Origin of the sequence: Microbacterium sp. H37-C3, assembly GCF_027157935.1 — a bacterium.
Taxonomy (GTDB): Bacteria; Actinomycetota; Actinomycetes; order Actinomycetales; family Microbacteriaceae; genus Microbacterium; species Microbacterium plantarum.
Window position 1 is genome coordinate 52,007 of record NZ_JAPVLR010000007.1, and the last position, 15,065, is coordinate 67,071.

Here is a 15,065-nt window from a genome sequence, read left to right on the forward strand (position 1 = left end):
GCGGGGGCTTTCGCGTTTTACGACGAGTACACTGTATGCAAATGAATCGATCCCCCGGGAGGCTTCGTCCATGACCACCTACAACGTCGGCGTCATCGTCGGCAGCATCTCGTCGACCTCGATCAACCGTCGTCTGGCGAAGGCGCTCACCAAGCTGGCCCCGCAGGCCGGGCTCGAGCTCACCGAGATCCCGATCGCACCGCTGCCCTTCTACTCGGCTGACAACGACGCGTCGATCCCCGCCGAGGCTGCCGAGTTCAAGGCTGCGGTCGAGAAGGCCGACGGTGTCATCATCGTCACCCCCGAGTACAACCGCTCGGTGCCCGGCGTCCTGAAGAACGCTCTCGACACCGCGAGCCGTCCGTGGGGCGACAACAGCTTCGCCGGCAAGCCGTCCGCCGTCATCGGCATCTCCATCGGCGCGGTGGGAACCGCTGTCGCGCAGCAGCACCTGCGCTCGATCCTCTCGTTCCTCGCGTCGCCCGAGCTCTCGCAGCCCGAGGGCTACCTGCAGCTCACCGAGGGACTGATGGATGACGACGGCACCGTGACGAACGAGTCGACGTCGGAGTTCCTGCTCTCCTGGCTGAAGGCCGTGCACGCGCACGTCGCGAAGAACCTCGCTGCCGCCAGCTGATCAGCAGACCCCTCTCGACAGGGCGCCCGACCACACGGTCAGGCGCCCTGTCGTCGTTGTACCGGCGGTGCACGACGGTTCCTCCCAGGTCGAAGGGCATACGATGGTCGGCGGGGTTCGGCCCGCGGCATCCGATGTGCCGCCGCCCGGCCCGTGATCGACGGCAGATCCTCATCTGCCCGTCGTCGACCTGCGAGAAAAAGGAAGTGAGGTGAGGTGCTCAATGAGCGGTGATAGTTGCCATCGCGAGATCATCAGCGCCGCGCCCGCTGCCGGCCCGCTCGTCGACCGAATCGACTCCTGAGCGGACGAGCCGGGTGCGACGCGCCAGCAGGCTTCGCGATGTTCTCCGTGCCGTCGTCGTAGAGACGATGCCGCGGATGCGCGCGCGTCCACATGAGGAGGGCTCCCATGACTCCGGAGCAGATCAACGAACTGACCATCGTCGTCGACGGCATCGCCGCGCCCCTGTCGCGCGGTGATCTGCCGTCGGCCGCGACCGCACTCGCCGACGTCGAGCCCGAGCGTCTCGCCGAGGTGCTCGAGCGACTCGACGGTCGTCGCCGCGCCGTCGCCTACCGGCTGCTGCCGAAGGACCACGCGCTGCAGGTCTTCGAAGCGCTCTCGCCGAACATGCAGGGGGAGCTCATCGGAGACCTGCGCGACGCCGAGGTGGCGCACATCTTCGGCGACCTCGACCCCGACGACCGCGCCTGGCTCGTCGACGAGCTGCCGGCATCGCTCGCATCCCGGCTGATGCGCGGGCTTCCCGCTCACGAGCGCGAGATGACCGCCGCCGTGCTCGGCTACCGTCGCGGCTCGATCGGGCGCCGCATGAGCCCGGAGTTCGTGTCGGTTCCGATCGGCAGCACGGTCGCGGGCGCGCTCGACCGGGTGCGGGCGCGTCTGCACGACGCCGAGACGGTGTACACGCTCCCCGTCGTCGACGCGGGTCGTCGCGTCGCCGGGGTCGTCAGCCTGCGCGACCTGCTCGCCGCCGACCCCGACGCCGGCGTCCGCGACATCATGCAGAGCGCGCAGACCGCGAGCGTGGACGACGACGCCGAGACCGCCGCGCGTCGCTGCACCGAGCGGGGCCTGCTCGCGCTGCCCATCGTCGACAGTGAGGAGCGGCTCGTCGGCATCCTGACGGTCGACGACGCCGCCCGCATCCTGGAGCACGAGGAGAGCGAGGATGCCGCGCGCCAGGGCGGCGCCGAGCCGCTGCGCCGGCCCTACCTCTCGACGCCGATCCTGCAGATCGTGCGGTCACGCGTCGTCTGGCTGCTGGTGCTGGCTGTCGGAGCGACCCTGACCGTGCAGGTGCTGTCGGCGTTCGAGGCGACGCTCGCCCAGATCACGGTGCTCGCGCTGTTCGTCCCGCTGCTCATCGGCACCGGCGGCAACACCGGCAATCAGGCGGCGACGACGGTCACGCGTGCGCTCGCGCTGGGCGACGTGCGACCTCGCGACGTCGTGCGGGTGCTGAGCCGCGAGGTGCGCGTGGGATTCTTCCTCGGCAGCATCCTGGGGCTCGTCGGGTTCGCGGTCACGGCCCTCGTCTATGAGCCGCGCATCGGTCTCGTCATCGGGGCGACCCTGATCGCGGTGTGCACGATGGCCGCGACGGTCGGGGGAGTCATGCCCCTGCTGGCCCGGGCGATCCGGGTGGACCCAGCGGTGTTCTCGAACCCGTTCATCACGACGTTCGTCGACGCCAGCGGGCTTATCCTGTACTTCCTGATCGCCCGCGCCATCCTGCAGATCTGAGGTCCTGCCTGCGCCGTGGGTCGGTGCCGGGATGCAAGGGATCGGGCGCGGCGCGCCGGTGCGGATGCCGTTCCGTCGGCGTGTCGGCCACGATCCCCTGCATCCCGGTTGCGCGGTCAGACCAGGGCGTCGCGCGCTGCCCCGGCGGCGAGGCGTTCGGCAGCGAGCGACTCCGCGGCGGCGAGCGGGGTGACACCGCGCGCGTCGGCCTCGTCGAAGATGCGCCGCAGGACATCGCCGATGCCCTCGACACGCGTCGTGATCTCGCTGCGGTCGCGCTGCTTGGCGGCGAGGTCGAGGTAGATGACGCCGCCGGCGTTCACGACGAAGTCGGGGGCGTACAGGATGCCGCGGGCGGCCAGCCGGTCGGCGCCGGAACGGTGCGCCAGCGGGTTGTTCGCCGGTCCGCACACCGCCCGCGCATCGAGGGCATCGATCACCTCGTCGGTCAGCACGCCGCCGATGCCGGCGGGCACGAACACGTCGGCCGAGGCGAGGTGGGCCTCGGCGGGCTCGATCCAGGTGGCGCCCAGGCTCGTCGCGAGCTCGCGCTTGGCCGGGTTCACATCGGTCACGGTGAGCTCTGCGCCCTCGGCGGCGAGCTGCACGGCAAGCCGGCTGCCCACCTGCCCGAGCCCGGCGATCGTGACCCGGCGTCCGGCGACCTCGCGAGAACCGGTCGCGCGCTCGAGCGTCGCGAGCAGCGACGCGTGCACGCCGATGCTCGTGGGGCCGGCGGGCTCGCCCGAGCCGCCCACACGGTCGGGGAGCCCCACGACGTGTGCCGTTCGCTCGCTGACGGTCAGCATGTCGTCGGTGGTCGAGCCGACATCCTCGGCCGTGCGGTACAGGCCGCCCAGCGACTCGACGGCGTCACCGAGGTCGAGGAATGCGGCACGGCGCCGCTCGGCGTCGAGCACGGTTCCCGGAGGCAGTCCGATCACGGCCTTGCCGCCGCCGGCATCCAGACCCGCGGCTGCGTTCTTCAGCGTCATCGCCGCCGACAGGCGCAGGGCGTCGCCGAGGGCGTCGCTCCAGTGCGGGTACGTCCACACCCGGGCGCCGCCGAGGGCGGGGCCGAGCACCGAGGAGTGCAGCGCGGCGGCGATGAAGAGGCCGCTCCGCCGCCCCGTGATCACCTCCACGCGCTCGTGCGTGAAATCGGGCAAGGGCAGGGCGTGGGTCATCGCGATCCTCTTTCGGCGGAGCCTTGTGGGCTCATGCTCTCCGTGCCGCGGCGTTGCGGCATCCAGCCCATTGTGCCCCTTCTAGAGTGTGAGCGTGACCACCGATCTGCCTCCACGAAGCCGAATCGTCCACGACTCCCTGCGCGCTGCCGGCATCCTCGGCGACATCGTCGTTCTGCCGGATGCCGCATCCACGGCCGCCCTCGCCGCAGCGGCGCTCGGCGTCGAGGTGGGGGCAATCGCCAACAGCCTCGTCTTCTGGTCCGACGGCGAGCCGCTGCTGGTCATGACCAGCGGGGCGCACCGCGTCGACACGGCCGCACTGGCCGAGCGCACCGAGCGCAGCGCGATCACGCGCGCGAGCGTCGAGCAGGTCCGCGCCGCGACGGGACAGGCGATCGGCGGGGTCGCGCCGACGGGACACCCGGCACCTCTCGCGACGCTCATCGACGAAGACCTCGCGCAGTACGACGAGATCTGGGCGGCCGGCGGCACCCCGCACACCGTCTTCCCGCTGACCTTCGACGAGCTGGTGCGCCTCACCGGCGGAACGGTCGTCGCCGTCGACTGAGCCGGAGCCGCCGGCGCGGGTTCAGCCCTTCGGGCTGTCGAAGCTCCACTCGTCGGGATCGGTCGCGGTCGCGACATCCCAGTCGTCGGTCCGCCACGTGAAGGTTGCCACCGCGCACGTCGGCATCTCACCGATGCCGCCGTTCGACAAGCGCTCGGCGAGCACGGTCATCCCCGGGTCATGCGCCACCACGAGCACCGACCGCGCACCGCTGCCGCTCGCCGCGTCGAGGAGCACGCGCGCCGAGGCGCCGTAGAGCTCGTCGCGCAGTTCGGGTTCGAGCCCGAGCACGGCCCCGAAGGCGGCCGCCGTCGTGCGAGCGCGAAGCGCGGTCGAGGCGAGGATGCGCTCGACCTCGACGCCCGTGCTCGCCAGCCGCTCAGCCATCGCGGGGGCGTCGCGCATGCCGCGGTCGTTCAGCGGACGGTCGTGGTCGTCGAGCGAGGGCGAGCCCCAGTCGCTCTTGGCATGCCGCACGAGGATGAGCGTCGTCATGGAATCATCCTCCCGCGCCGAAGACCGCGTGGGCGATCGTGAAGATCACGAGTCCGGCGAGCGATCCCACGATCGTGCCGTTGAGTCGGATGTACTGCAGGTCGCGGCCGACCATGAGCTCGATCTTCTCGGTCGTCTCCTGAGCGTCCCAGCGCTCGACCGTCTCGGTGATCACCGAGGCGATGTCGGCCCGATGCCGGGCCACGAGCGTCGCGGCGGCGTCGATGACGCGGGCGTCGATCCGCTGCTGCAGTGCCGTCTCGGTCGACAGGCGTTCGCCGACCTCGGTGAGCGCGGCAGCGATGCGACGGCGGAGCGGGCTCTCGGCGTCGCCGAGTGAGCGGACGAGACCGGCCTTCGCCGTGCCCCACGCCTCGGCGGCCAGGGCGCGAACGCGAGGACTGTCGAAGACCGCCGCCTTGGCGGCCTCGAGCCGCGCCGCCGTCTCGGTCTCGCCCTGCAGATCGCCGGCGAGACGAGCGAGGTAGCCGTCGATGGCCTTTCGTGCCGGGTGCTCGGGGTCGTTTCGCACGGCCGCGACGAACGTCAGCGCCTCGCGGTAGACGGTGTCGTCGACGAGCCGTGTCGCCACCGACGGCAACCACGACGGCAGGCGGCGGGAGACGAGCCCGGTGAACACCGAGCGGTTGGCGACGAGCCAGGTCTCGATGTTGTCGATGGCGAGATCGACGGCTCCGTGGTGGGCGCCGGCGCCGACGACGCGCTCGAGCCATCCCCCGATCGAGGGCCCCCAGGAGGGGGCCAGGAGGTGCTCGCGCGCCAGGTCTTCGAGCAGGTCCTGCACCTCGTCGTCGCTCAGCGCCGTCAGGATGCCGGATGCCGCCGCCGATGCCTCGGCCGAGACGCGCTCCGCGTTCTCGGGGCGCCGCAGCCACGCGCCGAGCCGGGCGGCGATGCCCATCGACTCGAGCTTGCCGCGGATGACGCCCGCTTCGAGGAAGTTCGTCTCGACGAACTCGCCGAGGGTGTGGCCGATCTCGTCCTTGCGCCGCGGGATGATCGCCGTGTGCGGGATGGGCAGGCCGAGCGGATGCCGGAACAGTGCCGTGACTGCGAACCAGTCGGCGAGGGCTCCGACCATGCCGCCCTCCGCGGCGGCGCGGACATAGCCGAACGCGGGGACGGTCTGCTGCAGGGGGAACGAGATCGCGAAGACGATCGCCATGAAGATCAGTGCACCGAGGGCGACGGCCTTCATCCGCCGCAGGCCCTGGCGTCGAGCCTGGTCGGCGGGGGAGAGCAGGGAGGTCGGCGTGCGTGCCATCCGGTCATCCTCCCACGGGGCTTCGCCGAGCGGGGCCGGTCTCGGCGTATCCTGACCGCGTGATCGACGACATCCAGAAACGAGCCCTGCGCCGCACGAGCATCCTCGAAGGCCAGGTCCGCGGGCTGGCCCGGATGATCGAGAACGAGGACTACTGCATGGACATCATCGCCCAGTCACGGGCCATCCAGAAGGCCCTCGCGTCGCTCGACAAGCTCCTCATCGAGAACCACCTCCGCACCCACGTGACGCACATGTTCGAGAACGGCGGCGCGGACCGCGAGCAGGCCGTCGCCGAGCTCCTCAAGGCCTATGACCTCGAGACCCGCTGACCGCATCCGTCCCTCCGCCTACCGTCGAGTCGCCAGGAATTGCGGATCCGGTGGCCCCGGCATCCGCAGTTTGTGGCGACTCGACCGGGAGCGGGCCGAGCGGGGGTCAGGGGGTGACGGGGCCGAGCCAGGCGGCGGCGACGGTGCTGTGGGCGGACTCCGGATCCGAAGGGTGGAACATCCCCGCCAGGACGTCGCGGTAGAGGCGGCCGAGCTCGGAGCGGGAGAAGTACGACGACCCGCCCGCCACGAGCATCGCCTCGTCGACGACGGCCTTCGCCGAGGTGACGGCGCGGTGCTTCAGCCCGCTGAGCTTCGCGAACCAGAGGCCGCCGTGATCGGCCCGCTCGTCGATGTCGCGCGCGATCGCCTCGAGCTGCGGCAGCATCCCGTCGTACGTGAGCGCCATCTCGGCGATGCGCCAGCGGATGTCGGGATCCTGGCTGTACGCCAGCCCTGTTTTCTTCGAGGTGCGCAACTGGGCGGCGACGACGGCGACGTCGAGAGCGCGTCGGGCGATGCCGGTGTACACCGACGCGAGCAGCAGCTCGAAGACCGAGAAGATGCCGAAGACGAGCGGATCCGGGTTCGGGCCGGGGGAGAGGCGGCGCACGACGCGGTTCGGTGATGCGAGGGCGCCGTGCAACTCGGTCGTGCGCGACTGCGTCCCCCGCATGCCGACGGTGTCCCAGTCGTCGCGCGTGCGCACCGCGTCGGTGCGGTCGACGAAGGCGAACACCATCTTCGGCGCGTCCTCGCTCGTCGTGTCGAGGCCGTGCAGCCCGAGGTGGTCCCACACCGGAGCGAGCGAGGTGAAGATCTTCGTGCCCGTGAAGGCGTACCCGCCGTCGGACTGCGGCTCGGCCACGGTGTCGCTGCCGAACAGGACGAGGTCGTTGCCCGCCTCGCTGATGCCGAACGCGAACACCTCGCCCGCGGCGGCGCCCTCCTGCACGAAGCGCAGGGCGTCGTCACCGCGGTCGGACAGCACCTTGGCAACACCCGTCCACACGAGGTGCATGTTGATCGCGAGCGCTGTCGCGGGCGCGGCACCGGCCAGCCGCTGCTGCAGAACGGATGCCTGCGCGAGCGACAAGCCCGCGCCGCCGAGCTTTTCCGGAACGAGGATGCCGAGGTAGCCGGCTTCTCGCAGCTCGGCGAGATCCTCGTCGGGGAAGACGTTGTCCGCGTCGACGCCCGCGGCTCGCCCGCGGATCCGTTCGATGAGGCTGTCGGGAAGGTATCGGGCCGGGTCGAAGTCGCTCACGGCATCCATTCTGCTCCCGCCCTCCTCAGCGGGCCGCGTGTCCGACAGGCCCGTCGCGCCCTCGAGGTCGTGGTGCAGGATGGGGGCATGATCTCGACCGACGCCGCGCTCGCCCTGCGCGAGGCCGGGCTCGTCTGGCGCCCGGCATCTGGAGACCGCTTCCAGCTCAACGAGCCGGAGTTCGAGGCCGACGTCTTCACCGTCAGCGAGATGACGATCGAACCGCGGCGCTATCCGACCGGGACGATCCTCGCGTTCAACGGCACGACGGAGTGGGCGCTCGACTCCGTCGCGCTCGATGAGGCGCTATGGCTTCCCCGTGAGGACCAGCTGCGTGAGATGCTCCGCGGCGGCTTCCGGAGTCTGCGCCGGCTCGCGGACACTCACCGCGTGGAGATCGAGTTCGCCGGCGAGGAGCTGGCGTTCGAGCATCCGCAGCCCGAGGATGCCTACGCGGCGGCCGTCCTCGCGATGCTGCAGCGCGTCAACGACTGAGCGACCGTCTGCGCGGAACCAGCCTCACGTAATGGTGTGGACCGGTGCGGTGTCGGGAAGGGGCGACGCGTCGCGCCCGCGGAGGTCGGGGAACCACTGCACGCACGTCACCGCGACGACGAGGCCGACGACGGCGAACAGGGTAGCGGCCACATATGCGCCCTGCGGGCCCACACCGTCGATGAGGAAACCGGCGATGGCGGAACCCGCCGCGGCTCCGATGAGCTGCCCGGTGCCGATCCAGCCGTAGGCTTCGGCCGTCTCGCTGAACTTCACGCTCGCCGAGGTGATGGCGAACATGACCGCGAGCGCCGGCGCGATGCCGATGCCGGCGACCAGCAGCGAGCCGCCGAGCCACCAGGCGTTGAGCGAGAAGATGGTCGCCGCCAGCCCGACGGTGACGATGAGAAAGCGGCGAGCCATGGCCCACCGTCCGATCGGGATGTGGCCGAACGACAGGCCGCCTGCCAGGCTGCCGACGGCGAAGACCGCGAGGACGAGGCCGGACTCGAGTCCGCCGTGACCGAACGACGCGACAACGCCCGCTTCGACCGCGGAGCACGCGCCGATGAGGAGGAAGCCGGTCGCGGTCGCGAGCATGACCGGCGGCTTGAGCAGCACGCGGCCCAGGCTGCGCCGGCTGCGCGGGATGCGGACGCGTCCGAGCTCCGGCGAAGAGATGAACCACGCGCCGCCGCCGATGAGGATGACGACGACGAGCAGGAGCCCCGGCACGGTGCCGGCCTGCAGCGCGACGAAGGTGATGAGCACCGGCGCGATGATCCAGATGATCTCCTGCAGCGATGCGTCGAGGGAGAAGAGGGGGGTGAGCTGCCGCGACGTCACCATCTTCGGGTAGATCGTGCGCACGGCCGACTGCACCGGCGGGGTCGACAGGCCCGCGATGAGACCGAGCGCCATGTAGACCCAGAGCGGCACGTCGAGCACCGCGAGCAGAGCGATCGACGCCGCGCACACGGCGAGCGTCAGCGTCAGTACCCGCCGCATGCCCCAGACGCCCATCCATCGACTCGTCACCGGACCTGCGATCGCCTGTCCGACTGAGGTCGCCGCAAGGACCAGACCGGCCGACCCGTAGGACCCGGTCACGTGCTCGATGTGGAGCAGGATGGCGAGGCTCGTCATCCCGCTCGGAAAGCGAGCGGTCAACTGTGCGGCGATGATGCGCGCGACACCCGGTGCGCGCAGCAGTTCTCTGTATCCCGCCACCCCTCAACGGTAGCGATTCCGAAGCCCGGTCGGCGACGCCCGGGCGGCTGCCGCGGCGACACGCCCGCGACACGCCGATGCGACGAGATCCGCCCGAATCGGATGTCGGTGGGTCGGTCTAGCGTCCGACCTGTGGACAGACTCGCTCGACGTCGCCCGGAAGCGCGGAATCACGCGTCGAACCGGGCTTCGATCGAGTCGCTGATCTGTGGATGAAACGGTGGACAAGATGTGTTGTACCTGGGGAGAGCGGTGCAAAACTACAGACTTGTAACTACTACCCCTTGTGGTGCCCCCCGATGTCGGCACCCATATGTAGTATTGAGGCTCCGGCAGGTTCTCAGCCGGAGATGCGTAAGAAGCGAAGGGAAACCACACTCGACATGGCGATCACGGTCTACACCAAGCCCTCCTGCGTGCAGTGCAACGCGACGTACCGTGCGCTGGACTCGAAGGGCATCGAATACGACGTCCTCGACCTCTCCGAGGACCCGGCGGCGCTCGAGCGCGTCAAGTCGCTCGGCTACCTGCAGGCCCCCGTCGTCATCACCGACGAGGACCACTGGTCGGGCTTCCGTCCCGACAAGATCGACGAGCTGGCCGCTCGCTTCGCCTGAGCCATGAGCACGGCGGTCGCGACGCGGGCGCCTCTGCTCGTGTACTTCTCGAGCGTCTCCGGCAACACCGCGCGATTCATCGACAAGCTCGGACTGCCGGCGCTCCGCATCCCCCTTCACTCCTCACCGACGCCCCTCGTCATGACCGAGCCCTTCGTGCTCGTCACCCCCACCTACGGCGGGGGACAGGGGCGCGGTGAGGAGAAGGGTGCGGTGCCCAAGCAGGTCGTTCGCTTCCTGAACGACGTGCGCAACCGCACCCTCCTCCGGGGAGTCATCTCCACCGGCAACACGAATTTCGGCGAGTCGTACTGCCTCGCCGGCGACATCATCAGCCGCAAGTGCTCCGTGCCGCACTTGGACAAGGTGGAACTGTTCGGCACGCCCGAAGACGTCGAGCGCGTGAGCGCAGGATTGGAACGATGGTGGAATCAGCACTGGAAACAGCCTTGACCGATAACGGCTTCAAGGTCGACGCACGCTTCGACGGGCTCGACTACCACGCCCTCAACGCGATGCTCAACCTCTACGGCGCGGACGGCAAGATCCAGTTCGACGCCGACAAGCGTGCGGCCCGGGAGTACTTCCTCCAGCACGTCAACCAGAACACGGTCTTCTTCCACTCCCTCAAGGAGCGTCTCGACTACCTCGTCGAGAAGGAGTACTACGAGCCCAAGGTCATCGAGAAGTACTCGCTCGAGTTCATCCAGAAGCTCAACGACTTCGCTTACGGCAAGAAGTTCCGCTTCGAGACCTTCCTCGGCGCGTTCAAGTACTACACGAGCTACACGCTGAAGACCTTCGACGGCAAGCGCTACCTCGAGCGCTTCGAGGACCGTGTCGTTATGACCGCCCTCGGCCTCGCCGACGGTGACGAGAACCTCGCGATGCAGCTCGTCGACGAGATCATCTCGGGTCGTTTCCAGCCCGCCACCCCGACGTTCCTCAACACGGGCAAGGCCCAGCGCGGCGAGCTCGTGTCGTGCTTCCTGCTCCGCATCGAAGACAACATGGAGTCGATCGCCCGCGGCATCAACTCCGCCCTGCAGCTCTCCAAGCGCGGCGGCGGCGTGGCCCTGCTGCTGTCGAACATCCGCGAGGCCGGCGCTCCGATCAAGCAGATCGAGAACCAGTCGTCGGGCATCATCCCCGTCATGAAGCTGCTCGAAGACAGCTTCAGCTACGCCAACCAGCTCGGTGCGCGTCAGGGGGCCGGTGCGGTGTACCTGTCGGCGCACCACCCCGACATCCTCAAGTTCCTCGACACCAAGCGCGAGAACGCCGACGAGAAGATCCGCATCAAGACGCTGTCGCTGGGTGTCGTCATCCCCGACATCACCTTCGAACTCGCCAAGAACGGCGAGGACATGTACCTGTTCTCGCCCTACGACGTCGAGAAGGTCTACGGCGTTCCGTTCGGCGACATCTCGGTCACCGAGAAGTACCGCGAGATGGTCGACGACGCGCGCATCAAGAAGACGAAGATCAACGCTCGTGAGTTCTTCCAGACCCTCGCCGAGATCCAGTTCGAGTCGGGCTACCCGTACATCATGTTCGAGGACACGGTGAACAAGGCCAACCCGATCAAGGGTCGGATCAACATGTCGAACCTGTGCTCGGAGATCCTCCAGGTCAACACCCCGACGACGTACAACGAGGACCTCTCGTACGCCCAGATCGGCAAGGACATCTCCTGCAACCTCGGGTCGATGAACATCGCGCTCGCGATGGACGGCAAGGACCTCGCGCAGACCGTCGAGACCAGCATCCGCGCCCTCACCGCGGTCAGCGATCAGAGCCACATCGCCTCGGTCCGCTCGATCGAGGACGGCAACGACCGTTCGCACGCGATCGGTCTCGGTCAGATGAACCTGCACGGCTACCTGGCGCGCGAGCACGTCCACTACGGCTCGGAAGAGGGCCTGGACTTCACGAACATCTACTTCTACACGGTGCTGTTCCACGCGCTGCGGGCCTCGAACAAGATCGCGATCGAGCGCGGCACGTACTTCGAGGGCTTCCCCGACTCGACCTACGCGTCGGGCGAGTTCTTCGACAAGTACATCGAGCAGGAGTGGGCGCCCCAGACCGACAAGGTGAAGGGTCTGTTCGACGGCATCCACATCCCGACGCAGGACGACTGGCGCGAGCTGAAGGCATCCATCCAGCAGCACGGCATCTACAACCAGAACCTGCAGGCGGTGCCCCCGACCGGCTCGATCTCGTACATCAACAACTCGACGTCGTCGATCCACCCGATCGCGTCGAAGATCGAGATCCGCAAGGAAGGCAAGCTCGGCCGCGTCTACTACCCGGCGCCGTTCATGACGAACGACAACCTCGAGTACTACGAGGACGCGTACGAGATCGGCTACGAGAAGGTCATCGACACCTACGCCGCCGCGACCCAGCACGTCGACCAGGGTCTGTCGCTCACGCTGTTCTTCAAGGACACCGCGACCACGCGCGACATCAACCGTGCCCAGATCTACGCCTGGCGCAAGGGCATCAAGACGATCTACTACATCCGCCTGCGGCAGATGGCGCTCGAGGGCACCGACATGTCCGAGTGCGTCAGCTGCATGCTGTGACGGATGCCGGAACCCGAACCAGGAACTGAAGCGACATGACTCCCGAACCGCTCAAGCTCGTCGACCACGTGCAGGCGATCAACTGGAACCGCATCCAGGACGATAAAGACCTCGAAGTCTGGAACCGTCTGGTGAACAACTTCTGGCTGCCCGAGAAGGTGCCGCTGTCGAACGACATCCAGTCGTGGAACACGCTGACGCCCGACGAGCAGACGCTCACCATGCGCGTGTTCACGGGGCTGACGCTCCTCGACACGATCCAGGGCACCGTCGGCGCCGTCTCGCTCATCCCCGATGCGATCACCCCGCACGAGGAGGCCGTCTACACGAACATCGCGTTCATGGAGTCGGTGCACGCGAAGAGCTACTCGTCGATCTTCTCGACGCTCGCCTCGACGCCCGAGATCGACGACGCGTTCCGCTGGTCGGTCGAGAACCCGAACCTTCAGAAGAAGGCCTCGATTGTCATGGATTACTACCGTGGCGACGAGCCGCTCAAGCGCAAGGTCGCCTCGACCCTGCTCGAGTCGTTCCTCTTCTACTCGGGGTTCTACCTGCCGCTGCACTGGTCGGCGAAGGCGAAGCTGACGAACACCGCCGACATCATCCGCCTCATCATCCGTGACGAGGCCGTGCACGGCTACTACATCGGCTACAAGTTCCAGAAGGGCTACGAGCAGCTCACGCAGGCAGAGCGCGACGAGATCAAGGACTACACGTTCTCGCTGCTCTACGAGCTCTACGACAACGAGGTGCAGTACACGCAGGACCTCTACGACGCCGTCGGCCTGACCGAGGACGTCAAGAAGTTCCTGCACTACAACGCCAACAAGGCGCTGATGAACCTCGGCTTCGAGGCGATGTTCCCCGCCACGGTCACCAACGTGAACCCGGCGATCCTGTCGGCCCTGTCGCCGAACGCAGACGAGAATCACGACTTCTTCTCGGGGTCGGGCTCGTCGTACGTCATCGGCAAGGCCGAGGCCACAGAAGACGAGGACTGGGACTTCTGACCCGACTCGCGCACGAAAGTGGCGCGTGTGACGGGATCGCTCCGGCGATTCCCGGCGCACGCGCCGCTTTTTCGTTGACGCCGCGCCACGCCCACGCATAGGGTTGCGACGCCGCGCGAATACGCACGGCATCACCGGAGGAACGACATGACCACGCGCAACGAGCGTTTGATCGCAGCGGACCTGAGCCAGTTCCAGCTCCGCAATGAGTCGTACCCTCCGGTGCGAGACGTCTGATACCGCCACTGTCGGAACGCCCCGCACCGCACAGGTCCGGGGCGTTCGTGTGTTCCTCTCCATGCGCCCGTTCCCGGACCGTCATCACAAGGAAAGGAACCATGGAGAAGCTCTCGAACAGGCTGCTCTCGTGGGCGAGCATCATCGACGAGAAGACTCTCGATCAGGCTCGCACCGCGTCGGGCATGCCGTTCATTCATCCGCATCTGGCGCTCATGCCCGATGCGCACCTCGGCAAGGGAGCGACCGTCGGGTCGGTCATCCCGACGCTCGGGGCGATCATGCCGGCTGCCGTCGGCGTCGACATCGGATGCGGCATGATCGCCGTCCGCACGCAGTTCACGAAGTCGCAGCTGCTCGGTCGCGACCTGGGGGCGCTGCGTGAGCAGATCGAGCGGGCGATCCCGCTGTCGGCCGGTCGCGACAACCGCAGAATCGTCGCGACGGCTGAGCCGCGCGTCGCCGAGCTGGAGGAGCTCGCCGAGAAGAACGAGTTCGACCCCGCCCGCTATGCCGGGCACTGGCGCAACCAGCTCGGGTCGCTCGGCTCGGGCAACCACTTCATCGAGGTGTCGGTCGACGAGACCGACGCGGTGTGGATGTTCCTGCACTCCGGCTCGCGAGGAGTGGGCAACAAAATCGCGACGCACCACATCGGGGTCGCGCAGCGGCTAGCGAAACAGTGGTGGATCGACCTTCCCGACCCCGACCTGGCGTACCTCGTCGAGGGCACGGAGGAGTTCCGGCGCTACATCCGCGAGCTCCGGTGGGCGCAGCGCTTCGCGCTCCTGAACCGCGAGGAGATGATGGACCGCGTGGCTCGTCAGCTGTCCGAGACGATGGGCGTCGACGTCGAGGAGCTCGAGCGCATCAACTGCCACCACAACTTCACCGAGAGCGAGAAGCACTTCGGCAAGCAGGTGTGGGTGTCGCGCAAGGGCGCGATTCAGGCGGATGCCGGCCGGCCCGGCCTCATCCCGGGATCCATGGGCACGGCGTCGTACGTCGTCTCGGGGCTCGGCAACCCGCTGTCACTGAACTCGTCGCCGCACGGGGCAGGGCGGGAGTACTCGCGGTCGGCCGCGCGCCGGACCTTCACGCACGACCAGCTGCGGGAGGCGATGACGGGGATCGAGTTCCGCGACACGGATGCGTTCATCGACGAGATCCCGCAGGCCTACAAGCCGATCGATCGCGTCATGGCGGATGCCGCCGACCTCGTCGAGGTGCGGCACACGCTGCGTCAGCTGGTCAACGTGAAGGGCGACTGACCCGCATCCTCATCGGAGGAGAACTGCACGTCGGAGGGTGGCTTCTCGGAGTCCGCCCTCCGACGCG

General features: G+C 68.2%; 15 protein-coding genes. 10 read left to right on the top strand and 5 right to left on the bottom strand.

Features of this window, described 5'->3' with window-relative positions:
* Window positions 1-70: 70 nt before the first annotated feature.
* Together O1W71_RS15340 and mgtE are read left to right on the top strand one after the other, a co-directional pair.
* On the top strand, window positions 71-637 hold the full coding sequence (locus O1W71_RS15340) for an NADPH-dependent FMN reductase (RefSeq protein ID WP_269268708.1): 567 nt from the start codon (window positions 71-73) through the stop codon (window positions 635-637).
* 411 nt (window positions 638-1,048) lie between these two features.
* Window positions 1,049-2,407 carry a magnesium transporter gene (mgtE, locus tag O1W71_RS15345; protein ID WP_269268709.1) on the top strand — a complete coding sequence of 453 codons (1,359 nt, stop codon included), beginning with the start codon at window positions 1,049-1,051 and terminating at the stop codon, window positions 2,405-2,407.
* 116 nt (window positions 2,408-2,523) lie between these two features.
* On the opposite strand, the gene O1W71_RS15350 is transcribed toward mgtE, so the two are convergent.
* Window positions 2,524-3,594, bottom strand: a complete 1,071-nt coding sequence (locus O1W71_RS15350) for a Glu/Leu/Phe/Val dehydrogenase family protein (protein ID WP_269268710.1) — start codon at window positions 3,592-3,594, stop codon at window positions 2,524-2,526.
* Window positions 3,595-3,688: 94 nt separating this feature from the next.
* Here O1W71_RS15350 and O1W71_RS15355 point away from each other — a divergent pair, with 94 nt between their 5' ends.
* Window positions 3,689-4,165, top strand: a complete 477-nt coding sequence (locus O1W71_RS15355) for a YbaK/EbsC family protein (RefSeq protein ID WP_269268711.1) — start codon at window positions 3,689-3,691, stop codon at window positions 4,163-4,165.
* A gap of 21 nt (window positions 4,166-4,186) precedes the next feature.
* On the opposite strand, the gene O1W71_RS15360 is transcribed toward O1W71_RS15355, so the two are convergent.
* Window positions 4,187-4,660 carry a SixA phosphatase family protein gene (locus O1W71_RS15360; protein WP_269268712.1) on the bottom strand — a complete coding sequence of 158 codons (474 nt, stop codon included), beginning with the start codon at window positions 4,658-4,660 and terminating at the stop codon, window positions 4,187-4,189.
* 4 nt (window positions 4,661-4,664) lie between these two features.
* Window positions 4,665-5,945, bottom strand: coding sequence for a DUF445 domain-containing protein (locus O1W71_RS15365; RefSeq protein ID WP_269268713.1), 1,281 nt, complete (start codon window positions 5,943-5,945; stop codon window positions 4,665-4,667).
* Between the two features lie 59 nt (window positions 5,946-6,004).
* Here O1W71_RS15365 and O1W71_RS15370 point away from each other — a divergent pair, with 59 nt between their 5' ends.
* The gene (locus O1W71_RS15370; RefSeq protein WP_023954607.1) at window positions 6,005-6,277 is read left to right on the top strand and encodes a metal-sensitive transcriptional regulator; all 273 of its coding nucleotides are present in this window, start codon (window positions 6,005-6,007) and stop codon (window positions 6,275-6,277) included.
* Window positions 6,278-6,383: 106 nt separating this feature from the next.
* Here the strand turns inward: O1W71_RS15370 and O1W71_RS15375 are convergent, their stop codons facing one another.
* Entirely contained in the window at window positions 6,384-7,553 is a 1,170-nt protein-coding gene (locus O1W71_RS15375; RefSeq protein WP_269268714.1) for an acyl-CoA dehydrogenase family protein, read from the bottom strand.
* Between the two features lie 78 nt (window positions 7,554-7,631).
* Here O1W71_RS15375 and O1W71_RS15380 point away from each other — a divergent pair, with 78 nt between their 5' ends.
* Window positions 7,632-8,039 (top strand): pilus assembly protein CpaE, encoded by a 408-nt coding sequence (locus tag O1W71_RS15380; protein WP_112617009.1) that lies wholly within the window; start codon window positions 7,632-7,634, stop codon window positions 8,037-8,039.
* A 24-nt stretch (window positions 8,040-8,063) separates the two neighbouring features.
* Here the strand turns inward: O1W71_RS15380 and O1W71_RS15385 are convergent, their stop codons facing one another.
* On the bottom strand, window positions 8,064-9,269 hold the full coding sequence (locus O1W71_RS15385) for an MFS transporter (protein ID WP_269268715.1): 1,206 nt from the start codon (window positions 9,267-9,269) through the stop codon (window positions 8,064-8,066).
* Window positions 9,270-9,652: 383 nt separating this feature from the next.
* Between O1W71_RS15385 and nrdH the strand changes: the two genes are divergently transcribed.
* The 5 genes from nrdH to O1W71_RS15410 all read left to right on the top strand — a co-directional run bounded on the left by nrdH (window position 9,653) and on the right by O1W71_RS15410 (window position 14,998).
* A complete protein-coding gene (nrdH, locus tag O1W71_RS15390) occupies window positions 9,653-9,886 on the top strand; it encodes a glutaredoxin-like protein NrdH (protein ID WP_023954603.1) in 234 nt (77 codons plus the stop codon).
* Window positions 9,887-9,889: 3 nt separating this feature from the next.
* A complete protein-coding gene (gene nrdI, locus O1W71_RS15395; RefSeq protein WP_023954602.1) occupies window positions 9,890-10,339 on the top strand; it encodes a class Ib ribonucleoside-diphosphate reductase assembly flavoprotein NrdI in 450 nt (149 codons plus the stop codon).
* Window positions 10,309-12,477 (top strand): class 1b ribonucleoside-diphosphate reductase subunit alpha, encoded by a 2,169-nt coding sequence (gene nrdE, locus O1W71_RS15400; RefSeq protein ID WP_269268716.1) that lies wholly within the window; start codon window positions 10,309-10,311, stop codon window positions 12,475-12,477. Before nrdI ends, nrdE begins: the two co-directional genes overlap by 31 nt.
* A gap of 35 nt (window positions 12,478-12,512) precedes the next feature.
* Window positions 12,513-13,490 carry a class 1b ribonucleoside-diphosphate reductase subunit beta gene (gene nrdF / locus O1W71_RS15405; RefSeq protein WP_094259728.1) on the top strand — a complete coding sequence of 326 codons (978 nt, stop codon included), beginning with the start codon at window positions 12,513-12,515 and terminating at the stop codon, window positions 13,488-13,490.
* A 338-nt stretch (window positions 13,491-13,828) separates the two neighbouring features.
* The gene (locus O1W71_RS15410) at window positions 13,829-14,998 is read left to right on the top strand and encodes an RtcB family protein (RefSeq protein ID WP_269268717.1); all 1,170 of its coding nucleotides are present in this window, start codon (window positions 13,829-13,831) and stop codon (window positions 14,996-14,998) included.
* The last annotated feature ends 67 nt before the right edge of the window (window positions 14,999-15,065 follow it).

Bases quoted from the DNA above. Each gene is read 5' to 3' on its own strand.
- O1W71_RS15360 (WP_269268712.1), bottom strand. From the start codon at position 4,660: ATGACGACGCTCATCCTCGTGCGGCATGCCAAGAGCGACTGGGGCTCG.
- nrdF (WP_094259728.1), top strand. From the start codon at position 12,513: ATGACTCCCGAACCGCTCAAGCTCGTCGACCACGTGCAGGCGATCAAC.
- O1W71_RS15380 (WP_112617009.1), top strand. From the start codon at position 7,632: ATGATCTCGACCGACGCCGCGCTCGCCCTGCGCGAGGCCGGGCTCGTC.
- mgtE (WP_269268709.1), top strand. From the start codon at position 1,049: ATGACTCCGGAGCAGATCAACGAACTGACCATCGTCGTCGACGGCATC.
- O1W71_RS15375 (WP_269268714.1), bottom strand. From the start codon at position 7,553: ATGGATGCCGTGAGCGACTTCGACCCGGCCCGATACCTTCCCGACAGC.
- nrdE (WP_269268716.1), top strand. From the start codon at position 10,309: ATGGTGGAATCAGCACTGGAAACAGCCTTGACCGATAACGGCTTCAAG.
- nrdI (WP_023954602.1), top strand. From the start codon at position 9,890: ATGAGCACGGCGGTCGCGACGCGGGCGCCTCTGCTCGTGTACTTCTCG.
- O1W71_RS15340 (WP_269268708.1), top strand. From the start codon at position 71: ATGACCACCTACAACGTCGGCGTCATCGTCGGCAGCATCTCGTCGACC.
- nrdH (WP_023954603.1), top strand. From the start codon at position 9,653: ATGGCGATCACGGTCTACACCAAGCCCTCCTGCGTGCAGTGCAACGCG.
- O1W71_RS15350 (WP_269268710.1), bottom strand. From the start codon at position 3,594: ATGACCCACGCCCTGCCCTTGCCCGATTTCACGCACGAGCGCGTGGAG.
- O1W71_RS15410 (WP_269268717.1), top strand. From the start codon at position 13,829: ATGGAGAAGCTCTCGAACAGGCTGCTCTCGTGGGCGAGCATCATCGAC.
- O1W71_RS15365 (WP_269268713.1), bottom strand. From the start codon at position 5,945: ATGGCACGCACGCCGACCTCCCTGCTCTCCCCCGCCGACCAGGCTCGA.